17 protein-coding genes are annotated in these 15,684 nt (G+C 58.6%); all 17 read left to right on the plus strand.

Annotation, left to right across the window (positions count from 1 at the left end):
* Positions 1 to 165 precede the first annotated feature (165 nt).
* The 17 genes from rpmH to atpD all read left to right on the plus strand — a co-directional run bounded on the left by rpmH (position 166) and on the right by atpD (position 15,671).
* Positions 166 to 300 (plus strand): 50S ribosomal protein L34, encoded by a 135-nt coding sequence (gene rpmH, locus FW789_RS17070; protein ID WP_002551315.1) that lies wholly within the window; start codon positions 166 to 168, stop codon positions 298 to 300.
* Between the two features lie 13 nt (positions 301 to 313).
* Positions 314 to 718 carry a ribonuclease P protein component gene (gene rnpA, locus FW789_RS17075; RefSeq protein ID WP_101322784.1) on the plus strand — a complete coding sequence of 135 codons (405 nt, stop codon included), beginning with the start codon at positions 314 to 316 and terminating at the stop codon, positions 716 to 718.
* Positions 711 to 956 carry a membrane protein insertion efficiency factor YidD gene (gene yidD, locus FW789_RS17080; RefSeq protein WP_101322785.1) on the plus strand — a complete coding sequence of 82 codons (246 nt, stop codon included), beginning with the start codon at positions 711 to 713 and terminating at the stop codon, positions 954 to 956. The genes rnpA and yidD overlap by 8 nt, the downstream gene beginning before the upstream one ends.
* A gap of 2 nt (positions 957 to 958) precedes the next feature.
* A complete protein-coding gene (yidC, locus tag FW789_RS17085) occupies positions 959 to 2,644 on the plus strand; it encodes a membrane protein insertase YidC (protein ID WP_103435491.1) in 1,686 nt (561 codons plus the stop codon).
* Between the two features lie 90 nt (positions 2,645 to 2,734).
* On the plus strand, positions 2,735 to 4,105 hold the full coding sequence (mnmE, locus tag FW789_RS17090) for a tRNA uridine-5-carboxymethylaminomethyl(34) synthesis GTPase MnmE (RefSeq protein ID WP_101322787.1): 1,371 nt from the start codon (positions 2,735 to 2,737) through the stop codon (positions 4,103 to 4,105).
* A gap of 532 nt (positions 4,106 to 4,637) precedes the next feature.
* The gene (gene mnmG / locus FW789_RS17095) at positions 4,638 to 6,530 is read left to right on the plus strand and encodes a tRNA uridine-5-carboxymethylaminomethyl(34) synthesis enzyme MnmG (RefSeq protein ID WP_101322788.1); all 1,893 of its coding nucleotides are present in this window, start codon (positions 4,638 to 4,640) and stop codon (positions 6,528 to 6,530) included.
* Entirely contained in the window at positions 6,527 to 7,177 is a 651-nt protein-coding gene (gene rsmG / locus FW789_RS17100) for a 16S rRNA (guanine(527)-N(7))-methyltransferase RsmG (protein WP_446431792.1), read from the plus strand. The genes mnmG and rsmG overlap by 4 nt, the downstream gene beginning before the upstream one ends.
* Positions 7,178 to 7,195: 18 nt before the next feature.
* Complete coding sequence (locus tag FW789_RS17105; protein ID WP_103435494.1) at positions 7,196 to 7,987, plus strand: ParA family protein; 792 nt, start codon at positions 7,196 to 7,198, stop codon at positions 7,985 to 7,987.
* Positions 7,988 to 7,996: 9 nt separating this feature from the next.
* Positions 7,997 to 8,869: a ParB/RepB/Spo0J family partition protein gene (locus FW789_RS17110; RefSeq protein WP_101322791.1), complete on the plus strand. Its 873-nt coding sequence runs from the start codon at positions 7,997 to 7,999 to the stop codon at positions 8,867 to 8,869.
* Positions 8,870 to 9,018: 149 nt separating this feature from the next.
* The gene (locus FW789_RS17115; RefSeq protein ID WP_101322792.1) at positions 9,019 to 9,435 is read left to right on the plus strand and encodes a F0F1 ATP synthase subunit I; all 417 of its coding nucleotides are present in this window, start codon (positions 9,019 to 9,021) and stop codon (positions 9,433 to 9,435) included.
* Positions 9,436 to 9,442: 7 nt separating this feature from the next.
* Positions 9,443 to 10,312 carry a F0F1 ATP synthase subunit A gene (gene atpB / locus FW789_RS17120; protein ID WP_103435495.1) on the plus strand — a complete coding sequence of 290 codons (870 nt, stop codon included), beginning with the start codon at positions 9,443 to 9,445 and terminating at the stop codon, positions 10,310 to 10,312.
* Positions 10,313 to 10,456: 144 nt separating this feature from the next.
* Entirely contained in the window at positions 10,457 to 10,714 is a 258-nt protein-coding gene (gene atpE / locus FW789_RS17125; RefSeq protein ID WP_002555987.1) for a F0F1 ATP synthase subunit C, read from the plus strand.
* A gap of 58 nt (positions 10,715 to 10,772) precedes the next feature.
* On the plus strand, positions 10,773 to 11,243 hold the full coding sequence (locus FW789_RS17130) for a F0F1 ATP synthase subunit B (protein WP_101322794.1): 471 nt from the start codon (positions 10,773 to 10,775) through the stop codon (positions 11,241 to 11,243).
* Positions 11,244 to 11,255: 12 nt separating this feature from the next.
* Positions 11,256 to 11,792: a F0F1 ATP synthase subunit delta gene (locus FW789_RS17135; protein WP_101322795.1), complete on the plus strand. Its 537-nt coding sequence runs from the start codon at positions 11,256 to 11,258 to the stop codon at positions 11,790 to 11,792.
* Positions 11,793 to 11,813: 21 nt separating this feature from the next.
* A complete protein-coding gene (atpA, locus tag FW789_RS17140) occupies positions 11,814 to 13,358 on the plus strand; it encodes a F0F1 ATP synthase subunit alpha (RefSeq protein WP_101322796.1) in 1,545 nt (514 codons plus the stop codon).
* A gap of 48 nt (positions 13,359 to 13,406) precedes the next feature.
* Positions 13,407 to 14,267: a F0F1 ATP synthase subunit gamma gene (gene atpG / locus FW789_RS17145; RefSeq protein ID WP_101322797.1), complete on the plus strand. Its 861-nt coding sequence runs from the start codon at positions 13,407 to 13,409 to the stop codon at positions 14,265 to 14,267.
* 27 nt (positions 14,268 to 14,294) lie between these two features.
* A complete protein-coding gene (gene atpD / locus FW789_RS17150; protein WP_101322798.1) occupies positions 14,295 to 15,671 on the plus strand; it encodes a F0F1 ATP synthase subunit beta in 1,377 nt (458 codons plus the stop codon).
* Positions 15,672 to 15,684: the final 13 nt, after the last annotated feature.

Genomic DNA, 15,684 nt, shown 5'->3' on the forward strand with positions numbered 1-15,684 from the left:
ACTCGGTCCAGCACCACCTCATCCACCTCTTTAATGAAAAAAGTGCTGCCATCCATAAGGAAAGGCTGGTTGGAAATTGACCTATTGGCTTGCTTTCTCTAGAATCGCCGATCTCTTAAAACGGGGGCCATTCCGGCCCGTGTCGTCGAACCCAGGTAACACGCCATGAAACGTACTTTCCAACCAAGCACCATCAAGCGCGCGCGCACCCACGGCTTCCGTGCCCGTATGGCCACCAAGAACGGTCGTGCAGTACTGTCGCGTCGTCGCGCCAAAGGCCGTAAGCGTCTGGCCGTTTGATTTTTCGGCACAGGTGGTGAGTCAGGACTTCAGTCGGGATAAGCGACTGCTTACAGCCCGGCACTTCAAAGCGGTCTTCGACTCGCCAACTGGCAAGGTTCCAGGCAAAAGCCTGCTTATCCTTGCCCGCGAGAACGGCCTCGATCACCCGCGCCTCGGCTTGGTGATCGGCAAGAAGAGCGTCAAGCTTGCCGTTCAACGCAATCGCCTCAAACGTTTGATGCGTGATTCCTTTCGTCTGAATCAGCAGAGTCTTGCTGGGCTGGACATTGTGATCGTCGCGCGCAAAGGCTTGGGCGAGGTAGAAAACCCAGAATTGCACCAACACTTTGGCAAACTCTGGAAGCGCCTGGCTCGCAGTCGGCCCTCTCCAGCGGTAACTGCCGATCCTGCAGGGGTAGACAGTCCAGATGCGTAAACTGGCCCTCGTTCCGATCCAGTTTTACCGTTACGCCATTAGTCCTCTGATGGCCAGCCACTGTCGTTTCTACCCCAGCTGCTCCTGTTACGCCTACGAAGCCATTGAAAACCATGGCCTCTTGCGTGGCGGGTGGCTAGCCGTTCGTCGCCTGGGGCGTTGTAATCCGTGGAACGACGGCGGTTTCGATCCCGTCCCACCCGCTCCCTCCTCCCGAACTTCTTCGATAGCCGAGTAATCATGGATATTAAACGCACGATCCTGATCGTCGCCCTGGCAATCGTGGCCTACGTGCTGGTCCTTAAATGGAACCAGGACTACGGTCAGGCTGCTCTGCCGACTCAGCACACTGCTGCCAGCAACGCTGCACCGGCTTTGCCGGACACCGTACCGGCTGGTAACAACGACGGCGCCAGCGCCGACGTGCCGAGCGCCAATGCTGATGCCAGCCCGGCCGAACTGGCTCCAGTGGCCGTCAGCAAGGACCTGATCCGCGTCAAGACCGACGTCCTTGATCTGGCTATCGACCCGGTCGGTGGTGACATCGTCCAGCTGAACCTGCCGCAATTCCCGCGTCGTCAGGATCATCCGGATATCCCGTTCCAGCTGTTCGACAACGGCAATGAGCGCACCTACCTGGCCCAAAGCGGCCTGACCGGCGTCAATGGCCCGGACGCCCGCGCCACCGGTCGCCCTGTGTATGCCGCCGAGCAGAAGAGCTTCCAGCTGGCCGATGGCCAGGAACAACTGGTCGTCGACCTGAAGTTCAGCGAGAACGGCGTCAACTACATCAAGCGCTTCAGCTTCAAGCGCGGCGAGTACGATCTGACCGTCAGCTACCTGATCGACAACCAGAGCGGCCAGGCCTGGTCGGGCAACATGTTTGCTCAGCTCAAGCGTGATGCCAGCTCCGATCCATCGTCGAGCACCGCGACCGGTACCGCGACCTACCTGGGCGCTGCCCTGTGGACGCCGTCCGAGCCGTACAAGAAAGTGTCGATGAAAGACATCGACAAGGGCAGCCTGAAAGAAACCGTATCCGGTGGCTGGGTTGCCTGGCTGCAGCACTACTTCGTAACTGCCTGGATTCCGGCCAAGTCGGATAACAATGTCCTGCAGACCCGGAAAGACAGCCAAGGCAACTACATCATCGGCTACACCGGTCCGGCGCTCAGCGTGCCCGCGGGTGGCAAGGTTGAAACCAGCGCCATGCTGTACGCCGGTCCGAAGATTCAGTCCAAGCTCAAGGAGTTGTCCCCAGGCCTGGAACTGACCGTCGACTACGGCTTCCTGTGGTTCATTGCCCAGCCGATCTTCTGGCTGCTGCAACATATCCACAGCCTGCTGGGTAACTGGGGCTGGTCGATCATCGTCCTGACCATGCTCATCAAAGGTCTGTTCTTCCCGCTGTCGGCTGCCAGCTACCGTTCGATGGCACGCATGCGTGCCGTATCGCCGAAACTGGCCGCGCTGAAGGAACGCTTCGGTGACGATCGCCAGAAGATGTCCCAGGCGATGATGGAGCTGTACAAGAAAGAGAAGATCAACCCGCTCGGTGGCTGCTTGCCGATCCTGGTGCAGATGCCGGTGTTCCTGGCCCTGTACTGGGTTCTGCTGGAAAGCGTCGAGATGCGCCAGGCACCATGGATGCTGTGGATTACCGACCTGTCGATCAAGGATCCGTTCTTCATCCTGCCGATCATCATGGGCGCGACCATGTTCATCCAGCAGCGCCTGAACCCAACCCCGCCGGATCCAATGCAGGCGAAGGTCATGAAAATGATGCCAATCATCTTCACCTTCTTCTTCCTGTGGTTCCCAGCGGGTCTGGTGCTGTACTGGGTTGTGAACAACTGCCTGTCGATTTCGCAGCAGTGGTACATCACTCGCCGTATCGAAGCAGCCTCCAAAAGTGCTGCCGCCTAACAGGCTGATACGCTAGCCTGTGAATAAAAACGCCCCCTCGTGGGGCGTTTTTGCTATCTGTGTAATGAATTTCTGGAGAGGCTTGCGAGCATGAACCCTGTGCGTGAAACCATCGCCGCGATTGCCACCGCCCAAGGCCGCGGTGGGGTCGGCATTGTCCGGCTATCCGGTCCATTGGCGAGCGAGGCCGGGCTGGCCATTACCGGCCGCAGCCTGAAACCACGTTATGCACACTACGGCCCGTTCCGCGACCAGGACGGCCTGGTGCTCGACGAGGGCATCGCGTTGTTCTTCCCCGGGCCGAACTCGTTCACCGGCGAAGACGTGCTCGAGCTCCAGGGCCACGGCGGCCCGGTGGTATTGGACATGCTCTTGCAGCGTTGCCTGCAGCTGGGCAGCCGCCTGGCGCGTCCGGGTGAATTCAGTGAGCGGGCTTTTCTCAACGACAAGCTCGACCTGGCCCAGGCAGAAGCCATCGCCGACCTGATCGAGGCCAGCTCCACTCAGGCTGCGCGAAATGCACTGCGGTCACTGCAGGGCGAGTTTTCCAAACGTGTGCACAGCCTGACCGAAGCGCTGATTGCCTTGCGCATCTACGTCGAGGCGGCGATCGATTTTCCTGAAGAGGAGATCGATTTCCTCGCCGATGGCCACGTACTGGGCATGCTCGATGAGGTTCGCACTGCGTTATCCACAGTGCAGAAGGAAGCAGGCCAGGGCGCATTGCTGCGTGACGGCATGAACGTGGTGATCGCCGGTCGGCCCAATGCCGGCAAGTCGAGCCTGCTCAACCGGCTGGCCGGGCGCGAAGCGGCGATCGTAACTGAAATCGCCGGCACCACCCGGGACATCCTGCGTGAACATATCCACATCGATGGCATGCCGTTGCACGTTGTGGATACCGCAGGCCTGCGCGATACCGATGATCATGTGGAAAAGATCGGGGTGGAACGAGCGTTGAAGGCCATCAGCGAAGCTGACCGTGTGCTGCTTGTCGTCGACAGTACCGCGCCGGAAGCGGCAGATCCCTTCGCTTTGTGGCCCGAATTTCTCGACCAACGGCCAGATCCGGGTAAAGTCACCCTGATTCGCAACAAGGCCGACCTCAGTGGTGAAGCGGTTGCAGTTGAACAATGCGCCGATGGCCACGTCACCATCACGCTTAGCGCCAAGGGCGATGACACCGGCCTGGAGCTGCTGCGCGAGCACCTGAAAGCCTGCATGGGTTATCAACAGACCTCCGAAAGCAGCTTCAGCGCGCGTCGGCGTCACCTGGAGGCGCTGAACATCGCAAGTACGCATCTGGAGCACGGCCGTGCTCAGCTCACGCTGGCGGGCGCGGGAGAGCTGCTGGCCGAGGATCTGCGCATGGCGCAGCAGGCACTCGGCGAAATTACCGGTGCGTTCAGCTCGGACGACCTGCTCGGGCGCATCTTCTCCAGCTTCTGTATCGGTAAATAATCCACAAATCTGTCGCCGACGGGCCTCAGCGCAGGCCTGTCGGCCCATGACAGCGGCAGCACACTGGACGCAATGTCCGGTTTTACTCCCTCCTTTCTAAAAAAATCCTTAATCCGTGGCTGCTGATTTTGATCAACAGGCTCGTTCTCTGCGTCTAAGCTCTGTGGATAAGCCACCCTTAGCTCAGTTGATAACCATGCTTTTTTCTGAGGATAAATCCGCCTGTGGGTAACATGGCATTCTATCCACAGGCTCAAAGGGCTTATCCAGAGCCCTCATAGGCACATGGACACAGGGTTTAGTTCCTCTGTACATACCATGGATCCTAGCCTGTAGCGTTCTATCCACAGATAATGACCTGCATAGAAATAAACATAAAAACAAAGCTTTTAAATATTCTCCTTTTTAATTTCTGTTATCCCGTTCATCCACAGGCTGGTCAAAATTTGCGCAGACGGTTTCTTTAGAAGGCAGGAAGTCGCATACTTGTCCGCTTAATTTTTCTATTCGCAAAACAGGCACGAGGTGCGTGGTGGATTTCCCTTCCCGTTTTGAAGTGATCGTCATCGGCGGCGGCCATGCCGGTACCGAGGCTGCGCTTGCGTCTGCACGCATGGGTGTGAAAACCCTGCTGCTGACCCACAACGTGGAAACCCTCGGTCACATGAGCTGCAACCCAGCCATCGGAGGCATCGGCAAGAGCCATCTGGTCAAAGAGATCGATGCGCTCGGTGGCGCCATGGCGTTGGCCACCGACAAAAGTGGTATCCAGTTCCGTGTTCTGAACAACCGCAAAGGCCCGGCCGTACGGGCAACCCGTGCCCAGGCCGACCGCGCTATCTACAAGGCTGTGGTACGCGAGATCCTCGAGAACCAGCCCAACCTGTGGATATTCCAGCAGTCATGTGACGACCTGATTGTCGAGCAGGACCAGGTCAAGGGCGTGGTCACACAAATGGGTCTGCGCTTTTTCGCGGACTCGGTGGTGTTGACCAGTGGCACCTTCCTCGGCGGGCTTATCCACATCGGCATGCAGAACTACAGCGGTGGTCGCGCCGGTGACCCGCCTTCCAATGCCCTGGCCCAACGCATGCGTGAACTGCCGCTGCGTGTCGGTCGCCTGAAAACCGGTACACCGCCACGCATCGACGGCCGCTCGGTGGATTTCTCGGTAATGACCGAGCAGCCGGGTGATACACCGATTCCAGTGATGTCGTTCATGGGCAACGCGCAGATGCATCCGCGCCAGGTCAGTTGCTGGATTACCCATACCAACGCCCGCACCCACGAGATCATTGCCTCGAACCTGGATCGCTCGCCGATGTATTCGGGCGTGATCGAAGGCGTCGGCCCGCGTTACTGCCCGTCGATCGAAGACAAGATTCACCGCTTTGCCGACAAGGACAGCCACCAGGTATTCATCGAGCCGGAAGGCCTGACTACCCACGAGCTGTACCCCAACGGCATTTCCACCTCGTTGCCGTTCGACGTGCAACTGGAGCTGGTGCGCTCGATCCGCGGTATGGAAAACGCCCACATCGTGCGCCCGGGCTATGCCATCGAGTACGACTACTTCGACCCGCGTGATCTCAAGTACAGCCTCGAGACCAAGGTCATCGGCGGCTTGTTCTTCGCCGGCCAGATCAACGGCACCACCGGTTACGAAGAAGCCGGTGCACAAGGTTTGCTCGCCGGGACCAACGCTGCGCTGCGCGCGCAGGGCCGTGACAGCTGGTGCCCGCGGCGCGACGAGGCCTACCTCGGGGTGCTGGTCGATGACCTGATTACCCTCGGCACCCAGGAGCCGTACCGCATGTTCACTTCACGTGCCGAGTACCGCCTGATCCTGCGCGAAGACAACGCCGACCTGCGCCTGACCGAGAAGGGCCGTGAGCTCGGCTTGATCGACGATCAGCGTTGGGCCGCGTTCTGCACCAAGCGCGAAGGCATCGAACGTGAAGAACAGCGTCTGAAATCGACCTGGGTGCGGCCTAATACTGCGCAAGGCCAAGCCATTGTGGATAAGTTCGGCACGCCGCTGAGTCACGAGTACAGCCTGCTCAACCTGCTGGCCCGCCCAGAGATCGACTATGTCGGCCTGATCGAGGCTACCGGGGGCGAAATCCTCGATGCACAGGTTGCCGAGCAGGTCGAAATAAAGACCAAGTACGCCGGCTACATTGACCGCCAGCAGGAAGAAATCGCCCGCCTGCGTGCCAGTGAAGACACCCAGCTGCCTGTGGATATCGACTACACGACGATTTCCGGGCTGTCCAAAGAGATCCAGAGCAAGCTTGGCCAGACCCGTCCAGAGACTCTCGGCCAGGCTTCGCGTATCCCCGGCGTCACGCCGGCGGCGATTTCGCTGTTGTTGATCCACCTGAAAAAACGCGGCGCTGGCCGCGAATTGGAGCAAAGCGCTTGAGTTCTTCGGTCACCCTGCAGCACGCAGAAGAGTTGTCCACAGGCGCGCGCCAGCTTGGCGTCGCCCTTAGCGAGCGGCAGCACCAGCAATTGCTGGGTTATCTGGCCCTGTTGATAAAATGGAACAAGGCCTACAACCTCACCGCAGTGCGCGATCCTGATGAAATGGTTTCGCGGCATTTGCTCGACAGCCTTAGCGTGATGCCGTTTATCCACAGCGACGCGCAAAGCTGGCTAGATGTTGGCAGCGGTGGTGGCATGCCCGGTATCCCGTTGGCGATTCTGCACCCGCACAAGCAAGTGACCCTGCTCGACAGCAATGGCAAGAAAACCCGCTTCCTGACCCAGGTGAAGCTGGAGCTCAAGCTCGATAACCTGCAGGTTATCCACAGCCGGGTCGAGGAGTATCAGCCAGCGCAGCCGTTTACCGGGATCATCTCCCGAGCGTTCAGCAGCATGGAGAACTTCACCGGCTGGACGCGCCACCTCGGTGACACGCAGACGCACTGGCTTGCAATGAAAGGGCTGCATCCTGCCGACGAACTGGTAGCATTGCCCGCAGACTTCACAGTCGAAAGCGAGCAGGCCCTGACCGTTCCGGGTTGTCAGGGCCAGCGTCATCTGCTGATACTGCGCCGCAAGGCATGACTGGGAACACACGCAACAATGGCTAAGGTATTCGCAATCGCGAACCAGAAGGGTGGTGTGGGTAAAACCACCACCTGCATCAATCTCGCCGCATCGCTGGCTGCGACCAAGCGTCGTGTGCTGCTGATCGACCTCGATCCGCAGGGCAACGCGACCATGGGCAGCGGGGTCGACAAGCATGAGCTCGAGCATTCGGTCTATGACCTGCTGATCGGCGAATGCGACCTGGCCCAGGCGATGCACTACTCCGAGCACGGTGGCTATCAGCTGCTGCCGGCCAACCGCGACCTGACCGCCGCGGAAGTCGTCCTGCTGGAAATGCAGGTCAAGGAGAGCCGCCTGCTCAATGCGCTGGCGCCGATCCGCGACAACTACGATTTCATCCTGATCGACTGCCCGCCGTCGTTGTCGATGCTGACGCTCAATGCGCTGGTAGCCTCCGATGGCGTGATCATCCCGATGCAGTGCGAGTACTACGCATTGGAAGGTCTCAGCGACCTTGTGGATAACATCAAGCGGATCGCCGCCAAGCTGAACCCGCAGTTGAGGATCGAGGGTCTGCTACGGACGATGTTTGATCCGCGCCTGAGCCTGAACAATGACGTCTCGGCGCAGCTCAAGCAGCACTTCGGCGAGCAGCTCTACGACACCGTGATCCCGCGCAACATTCGCCTGGCCGAAGCGCCAAGCTTCGGCATGCCGGCGCTGGCCTACGACAAGCAATCGCGTGGCGCGCAGGCTTATCTGGCCCTGGCCGGCGAGCTGGTCCGCCGCCAACGCCGGCCATCACGCACTGCACAAACAACTTAAGGAATCCGCATGGCCGTTAAGAAACGAGGTCTCGGACGTGGGTTGGATGCACTGCTCAGTGGTCCTTCCGTCAGCTCGCTCGAGGAGCAGGCTGTTAAGATCGACCAGAAAGAACTGCAACACCTGCCGGTCGAGCTGATCCAGCGTGGCAAGTACCAGCCACGCCGTGACATGGACCCGGAGGCGCTGGAAGAGCTGGCCGCCTCGATCCGTATCCAGGGCGTGATGCAGCCGATCGTGGTCCGTCCGATCGCTGATGACCGCTTCGAGATCATCGCCGGTGAACGCCGCTGGCGGGCGACTCAGCTGGCTGGCCTCGACACCATCCCGGCTATGGTCCGCGATGTGCCCGATGAAACCGCCATTGCCATGGCACTGATCGAGAACATCCAGCGTGAAGACCTCAACCCACTGGAAGAGGCGATCGCCCTGCAACGGCTGCAGCAGGAGTTTGAACTGACTCAGCAGCAGGTTGCCGATGCGGTCGGCAAGTCGCGGGTGACCGTGGCCAACCTGCTGCGCCTGATCTCGTTGCCGGAGGCGATCAAGACCATGCTCGCTCATGGTGATCTGGAGATGGGCCATGCGCGTGCTTTGCTCGGTCTTGAAGAGAATCGGCAGGAAGAGGGGGCGCGTCATGTTGTCGCACGTGGCCTGACCGTGCGCCAAACCGAGGCACTGGTACGCCAGTGGTTGAGCGGTAAACCTGATCCGGTAGAACCGAACAAACCTGATCCGGACATCGCTCGCCTTGAACAGCGTCTGGCAGAGCGGCTGGGCTCCGCAGTGCAGATTCGCCATGGCAACAAGGGCAAAGGCCAGCTGGTAATCCGTTATAACTCGCTAGATGAGTTGCAGGGTGTGCTTGCTCACATCCGCTGAAACAATTCCTGTTGTAGCGCGTAGTCGGAAATCACTACCCAAGAGTTGAATAGGGGTTAAACCACCCCTATACTCTGCGCGCATTTTGTCGGCACAAATTATGCCAAGTCGATGCTGGCTTGAGGGTCGACATTCGAGGAGTAGTGGTGATGGAAACCCGCACGCCAAACCGCTTGCCTTTCCATCGCTGGGCGGTTTTCCCGGTGCTGCTGACGCAATGTGTCGTTGTCCTGCTGGCAACTTTGGTGTTGTGGCAGTGGAAGGGTGCAGTCAGTGGATATTCAGGCCTCTGTGGAGGACTGATTGCCTGGTTGCCCAATGTGTATTTTGCCTGGAAGGCTTTTCGCTTTAGCGGAGCCCGGGCAGCGCAGGCCATCGTCAAGTCGTTTTACGCAGGCGAGGCAGGCAAATTGATTTTGACGGCAGTGCTGTTTGCATTGACCTTCGCAGGAGTGAAGCCATTGGCGCCGTTAGCAGTCTTCGGCGTCTTCATGCTGACCCAACTGGTCAGCTGGTTCGCGCCCCTGCTAATGAATAAAAGACTTTCGAGACCTAAGGGCGTTTGAGGCAACCATGGCAGCAGAAACCGCTTCGGGCTATATCCAGCACCACTTGCAGAACCTGACCTACGGTCAACTACCAGACGGCAGCTGGGGCTTGGCCCATTCGGCTGCTGAAGCCAAGGCTATGGGTTTCTGGGCATTCCACCTGGACACCCTGGGCTGGTCGGTTGCACTGGGTCTGATCTTCCTGTTCATCTTCCGCATGGCAGCCAAGAAGGCCACTTCCGGCCAACCTGGCGGTCTGCAGAACTTCGTCGAAGTGATGGTCGATTTCGTTCACGGCAGCGTGAAGGACTCGTTCCACGGTCGTAGCCCGGTGATTGCACCGCTGGCGCTGACTATCTTCGTCTGGGTGTTCCTGATGAACGCCATCGACCTGATACCGGTTGACTGGATCCCGCAACTGGCGATCCTGATCTCGGGCGACCCGCACATCCCGTTCCGCGCTGTGTCGACTACCGACCCTAACGCTACTCTGGGCATGGCCCTGAGCGTGTTCGCGCTGATCATCTTCTACAGCATCAAGGTCAAGGGCATCGGCGGCTTCATCGGCGAACTGACCCTGCATCCGTTCGGCAGCAAGAACGTCTTCGTTCAGGCGCTGCTGATCCCGGTCAACTTCCTGCTGGAATTCGTTACCCTGATCGCCAAGCCGATCTCGCTGGCCCTGCGACTGTTCGGCAACATGTATGCCGGCGAGCTGGTGTTCATCCTGATCGCGGTGATGTTCGGCAGCGGCCTGCTCTGGCTCAGCGGCCTGGGCGTGGTGCTGCAATGGGCGTGGGCTGTGTTCCACATCCTGATCATCACACTGCAAGCATTCATCTTCATGATGCTGACCATCGTCTACCTGTCGATGGCGCACGAAGATAACCATTAAGACCGCCTGGCGTGTCTGATAGCCTTCCCCGCCTGGCTGGGGGGAGGGCTGAAAAAGTCCGCAAGGGCAGCTGTACCAAACGATTCGTTTTACCGCTTCAAACTAAAAAACCTAACCAATACGACGTAAAAGTCGGGAGGAAAGATGGAAACTGTAGTTGGTCTTACCGCTATTGCTGTTGCTCTGCTGATCGGTCTGGGCGCACTGGGCACCGCCATTGGTTTCGGCCTGCTGGGCGGCAAGTTCCTCGAAGGTGCTGCTCGTCAGCCTGAGATGGTTCCAATGCTGCAGGTCAAAATGTTCATCGTTGCCGGTCTGCTCGACGCCGTAACCATGATCGGTGTTGGTATTGCTCTGTTCTTCACCTTCGCAAACCCGTTCGTTGGTCAACTCGCTGGCTAATCATCTCGTCCTACGAGTTGATGGCTGGTGATGAACAAAGACCGAGCGAGGTGTTGGCGTGAACATTAATGCAACCCTGATTGGCCAATCCGTTGCCTTCTTGATTTTTGTTGTTTTCTGCATGAAGTACGTTTGGCCTCCGGTCATCGCTGCTCTGCAAGAACGTCAAAAGAAGATTGCCGATGGTTTGGACGCTGCCAACCGCGCAGCTCGCGACCTGGAGCTGGCCCAAGAGAAAGCGGGTCAGCAACTGCGTGAAGCTAAAGCACAGGCAGCTGAAATCATTGAGCAGGCCAAGAAACGCGCTGCTCAGCTTGTCGAGGAAGCCCGTGACCAGGCCCGCGTCGAAGCTGACCGTGTGAAGGCTCAGGCTCAGGCCGAGATCGAACAGGAACTGAACAGCGTCAAAGACGCCCTGCGTGCCCAAGTGGGTGCCCTGGCTGTTGGCGGTGCTGAGAAGATCCTTGGGGCCACAATCGATCAAAACGCGCATGCGGAGCTGGTTAACAAACTGGCCGCTGAAATTTAAGCGAGGGCGATCATGGCAGAACTGACCACGTTGGCCCGACCTTACGCTAAGGCTGCCTTTGAGCATGCCCAGGCCCATCAGCAACTGGCCAATTGGTCAGCCATGCTCGGCCTGGCTGCTGCTGTGTCGCAAGACGACACCATGCAGCGCCTGCTCAAGGCCCCGCGACTGACGAGCGCACAAAAGGCCGCCACGTTCATTGACGTGTGCGGTGACAAGTTTGATGCACAGGCACAGAATTTCATTCATGTTGCCGCGGAAAATGGCCGTCTCCTGCTCCTGCCGGAAATTGCTGACCTGTTCGAGCTGTACAAGGCCGAACTGGAAAAATCCGTGGACGTGGAAGTCACCAGTGCTTTTGCGTTGAACCAAGAACAGCAAGACAAACTCGCCAAGGTTCTCAGTGCACGGCTCGGCCAGGAAGTTCGCCTGCACGCGTCGGAGGATGCCAGCCTGATCGGCGGCGTCCTCATCCGCGCCGGCGACCTGGTAATCGATGGCTCTGTTCGCGGCAAAATCGCGAAACTGGCCGAAGCATTGAAATCTTGAGTTTGAAGGGGCAGCAGAGCAATGCAGCAACTCAATCCTTCCGAAATAAGTGAAATCATCAAGGGCCGCATCGATAACCTCGATGTAGCCTCTCAAGCCCGCAACGAAGGTACCGTCGTCAGCGTTTCTGACGGTATCGTGCGGATTCACGGTCTGGCCGACGTTATGTACGGCGAAATGATCGAGTTTCCGGGTGGCGTGTACGGCATGGCCCTGAACCTGGAGCAAGACTCCGTAGGTGCAGTGGTCCTGGGTGCCTATGACACCCTCGCCGAAGGCATGAGCGCCAAGTGCACCGGCCGCATCCTCGAAGTTCCGGTTGGTAAGGAACTGCTGGGTCGCGTTGTCGACGCACTGGGCAACCCAATTGATGGCAAGGGCCCGCTGGGCAACACCGAGACCGATGCGGTCGAGAAAGTTGCTCCAGGCGTAATCTGGCGTAAGTCGGTAGACCAGCCTGTACAGACTGGCTACAAATCCGTCGACGCCATGATCCCTGTCGGCCGTGGCCAGCGTGAGCTGATCATCGGTGACCGTCAGATCGGTAAAACCGCAATGGCCATCGACGCCATCATCAACCAGAAAGACTCCGGTATTTTCTGTGTTTATGTTGCTGTCGGCCAGAAGCGTTCGACCGTTGCCAACATCGTTCGCAAGCTGGAAGAAAACGGCGCCCTGGCCAACACCATCGTGGTGGTTGCCAGTGCTTCGGAATCCGCCGCACTGCAGTTCCTGGCACCTTATGCCGGCTGCACCATGGGCGAGTTCTTCCGTGACCGCGGCGAAGACGCGCTGATCGTCTACGATGACCTGTCCAAGCAGGCTGTTGCCTACCGTCAGATCTCCCTGTTGCTGCGCCGTCCACCAGGTCGCGAAGCATACCCAGGCGACGTGTTCTATCTCCACTCCCGTCTGCTGGAGCGTGCATCGCGCGTTTCCGAAGAGTACGTAGAGAAGTTCACCAACGGCGCAGTGACCGGCAAAACCGGCTCCCTGACCGCGCTGCCGATCATCGAAACCCAGGCTGGCGACGTTTCCGCGTTCGTTCCGACCAACGTGATCTCGATCACCGACGGTCAGATCTTCCTGGAATCGGCCATGTTCAACTCGGGCATCCGCCCAGCAGTGAACGCCGGTGTTTCGGTATCCCGCGTAGGTGGTGCCGCTCAGACCAAGATCATCAAGAAGCTCTCCGGTGGCATCCGTACCGCCCTGGCTCAGTACCGTGAACTGGCTGCATTCGCCCAGTTCGCATCTGACCTGGACGAAGCCACCCGCAAGCAGCTCGAGCACGGTCAACGTGTAACCGAGCTGATGAAGCAGAAGCAATACGCTCCAATGTCCATCGCGGACATGGCGCTGTCGCTGTATGCCGCTGAGCGTGGGTTCCTGACCGACGTTGAAATCGCCAAGGTTGGCAGCTTCGAACAAGCGCTGATCGCCTACTTCAACCGTGATCACGCCGATTTGATGGCCAAGATCAACGTGAAGGGTGACTTCAACGACGAAATCGATTCGGGCATCAAAGCCGGTATCGAGAAGTTCAAGGCCACCCAAACCTGGTAAGCCGCGGCGGGGGCTTCGGCCCCCGCTTGCTAACCTGATAGGTGATACATGGCAGGCGCAAAAGAGATTCGCAGTAAGATTGCGAGCATCAAAAGCACGCAAAAGATTACCAGCGCCATGGAAAAAGTGGCGGTCAGCAAAATGCGCAGGGCTCAAATGCGCATGGCTGCTAGCCGTCCCTATGCGGAGCGTATCCGCCAGGTGATCGGTCATCTGGCCAACGCCAACCCGGAATACCGCCACCCGTTCATGATCGAACGTGCCGTAAAGCGCGTCGGTTATATCGTGGTGAGCAGTGACCGTGGTCTGTGCGGTGGCTTGAATACCAACCTGTTCAAGGCCCTGGTCAAGGACATGAACGCCAATCGCGAGCAGGGTGTTGAAATCGACCTGTGCGTGATCGGTAGCAAGGGTGCGACTTTCTTCCGCATCTTTGGCGGCAACGTGGTAGCTGCAATCAGCCATCTGGGCGAAGAACCGTCGATCAATGATCTGATCGGTTCCGTCAAGGTCATGCTGGACGCCTACCTGGATGGCCGTATCGACCGCCTTTCGGTGGTATCGAACAAGTTCATCAATACCATGACGCAAAGTCCGACGGTCGAGCAGTTGGTACCGTTGGTGGCAACCCCGGATCAAGAACTCAAGCACCACTGGGACTACCTCTACGAACCCGATGCCAAAGAGCTGCTGGACGGCTTGATGGTGCGTTACGTGGAGTCGCAGGTCTACCAGGCGGTGGTCGAGAACAACGCGGCCGAACAGGCTGCCCGGATGATCGCCATGAAAAACGCCACAGACAATGCCGGTGACCTGATCAGCGACCTCCAGCTGATCTACAACAAGGCGCGTCAGGCTGCGATCACCCAGGAGATCTCGGAAATCGTCGGCGGCGCTGCCGCGGTTTAACGGTTCAAAAATTCAGAGGATCCAGCTATGAGTAGCGGACGTATCGTTCAGATCATCGGCGCCGTCATTGACGTGGAATTCCCACGTGACGGCGTACCGAGTGTTTACAACGCGCTGAAAGTTCAAGGCGCGGAAACCACCCTGGAAGTTCAGCAGCAGCTGGGCGACGGCGTGGTTCGTACTATTGCGATGGGCTCGACCGAAGGCTTGAAGCGCGGTCTGGCTGTAGTCGACAGCGGCGCTGCCATCTCTGTCCCGGTCGGTAAAGCGACCCTGGGCCGGATCATGGACGTGCTCGGCAACCCGATCGACGAAGCTGGCCCGATCGGCGAAGAAGAGCGTTGGGGTATTCACCGCGACGCACCTTCCTTCGCTGACCAGGCAGGCGGCAACGACCTGCTCGAAACCGGCATCAAGGTTATCGACCTGGTTTGCCCGTTCGCCAAGGGTGGTAAGGTCGGTCTGTTCGGTGGTGCCGGTGTCGGCAAGACCGTAAACATGATGGAACTGATCCGTAACATCGCCATCGAGCACAGCGGTTATTCCGTGTTCGCCGGTGTGGGTGAGCGTACTCGTGAGGGTAACGACTTCTACCACGAGATGAAGGACTCCAACGTTCTCGACAAAGTAGCCTTGGTCTACGGTCAGATGAACGAGCCACCAGGCAACCGTCTGCGCGTAGCGCTGACCGGCCTGACCATGGCCGAGAAGTTCCGTGACGAAGGTAACGACGTTCTGCTGTTCGTCGACAACATCTATCGTTACACCCTGGCCGGTACTGAAGTATCCGCACTGCTGGGCCGTATGCCTTCGGCAGTAGGTTACCAGCCGACCCTGGCTGAAGAGATGGGCGTGCTGCAAGAGCGCATCACTTCGACCAAGGAAGGTTCGATCACCTCGATCCAGGCCGTATACGTGCCTGCGGACGACTTGACCGACCCGTCGCCAGCGACCACCTTCGCCCACTTGGACGCCACCGTCGTTCTGTCCCGTGACATCGCCTCCCTGGGTATCTACCCAGCGGTCGATCCACTCGACTCGACTTCGCGCCAGCTGGACCCGAACGTGATCGGCAACGAGCACTACGATACCGCTCGCGGCGTTCAGTATGTGCTGCAGCGCTACAAAGAGCTGAAGGACATCATTGCGATTCTGGGTATGGACGAACTGTCCGAAACAGACAAGCAGCTGGTATCCCGCGCTCGTAAGATTCAGCGCTTCTTGTCCCAGCCGTTCTTCGTGGCCGAAGTCTTCACCGGTTCTCCAGGCAAATACGTTTCCCTGAAAGACACCATCGCAGGCTTCAGCGGCATCCTCAAAGGTGACTACGACCACCTGCCAGAACAAGCGTTCTACATGGTCGGCAGCATCGAAGAAGCTGTTGAGAAAGCCAAGAAACTGTAATCCCGGTGCCCCG

Source organism: Pseudomonas sp. 1121_17, from assembly GCF_052850745.1.

What these genes read in the sequence shown, in the direction of transcription:
- rpmH (WP_002551315.1), top strand. Translation starts at nt 166, where the DNA reads ATGAAACGTACTTTCCAACCAAGCACCATCAAGCGCGCGCGCACCCAC.
- yidD (WP_101322785.1), top strand. Translation starts at nt 711, where the DNA reads ATGCGTAAACTGGCCCTCGTTCCGATCCAGTTTTACCGTTACGCCATT.
- yidC (WP_103435491.1), top strand. Translation starts at nt 959, where the DNA reads ATGGATATTAAACGCACGATCCTGATCGTCGCCCTGGCAATCGTGGCC.
- mnmE (WP_101322787.1), top strand. Translation starts at nt 2,735, where the DNA reads ATGAACCCTGTGCGTGAAACCATCGCCGCGATTGCCACCGCCCAAGGC.
- FW789_RS17105 (WP_103435494.1), top strand. Translation starts at nt 7,196, where the DNA reads ATGGCTAAGGTATTCGCAATCGCGAACCAGAAGGGTGGTGTGGGTAAA.
- FW789_RS17110 (WP_101322791.1), top strand. Translation starts at nt 7,997, where the DNA reads ATGGCCGTTAAGAAACGAGGTCTCGGACGTGGGTTGGATGCACTGCTC.
- FW789_RS17115 (WP_101322792.1), top strand. Translation starts at nt 9,019, where the DNA reads ATGGAAACCCGCACGCCAAACCGCTTGCCTTTCCATCGCTGGGCGGTT.
- atpB (WP_103435495.1), top strand. Translation starts at nt 9,443, where the DNA reads ATGGCAGCAGAAACCGCTTCGGGCTATATCCAGCACCACTTGCAGAAC.
- atpE (WP_002555987.1), top strand. Translation starts at nt 10,457, where the DNA reads ATGGAAACTGTAGTTGGTCTTACCGCTATTGCTGTTGCTCTGCTGATC.
- FW789_RS17135 (WP_101322795.1), top strand. Translation starts at nt 11,256, where the DNA reads ATGGCAGAACTGACCACGTTGGCCCGACCTTACGCTAAGGCTGCCTTT.
- atpA (WP_101322796.1), top strand. Translation starts at nt 11,814, where the DNA reads ATGCAGCAACTCAATCCTTCCGAAATAAGTGAAATCATCAAGGGCCGC.
- atpG (WP_101322797.1), top strand. Translation starts at nt 13,407, where the DNA reads ATGGCAGGCGCAAAAGAGATTCGCAGTAAGATTGCGAGCATCAAAAGC.
- atpD (WP_101322798.1), top strand. Translation starts at nt 14,295, where the DNA reads ATGAGTAGCGGACGTATCGTTCAGATCATCGGCGCCGTCATTGACGTG.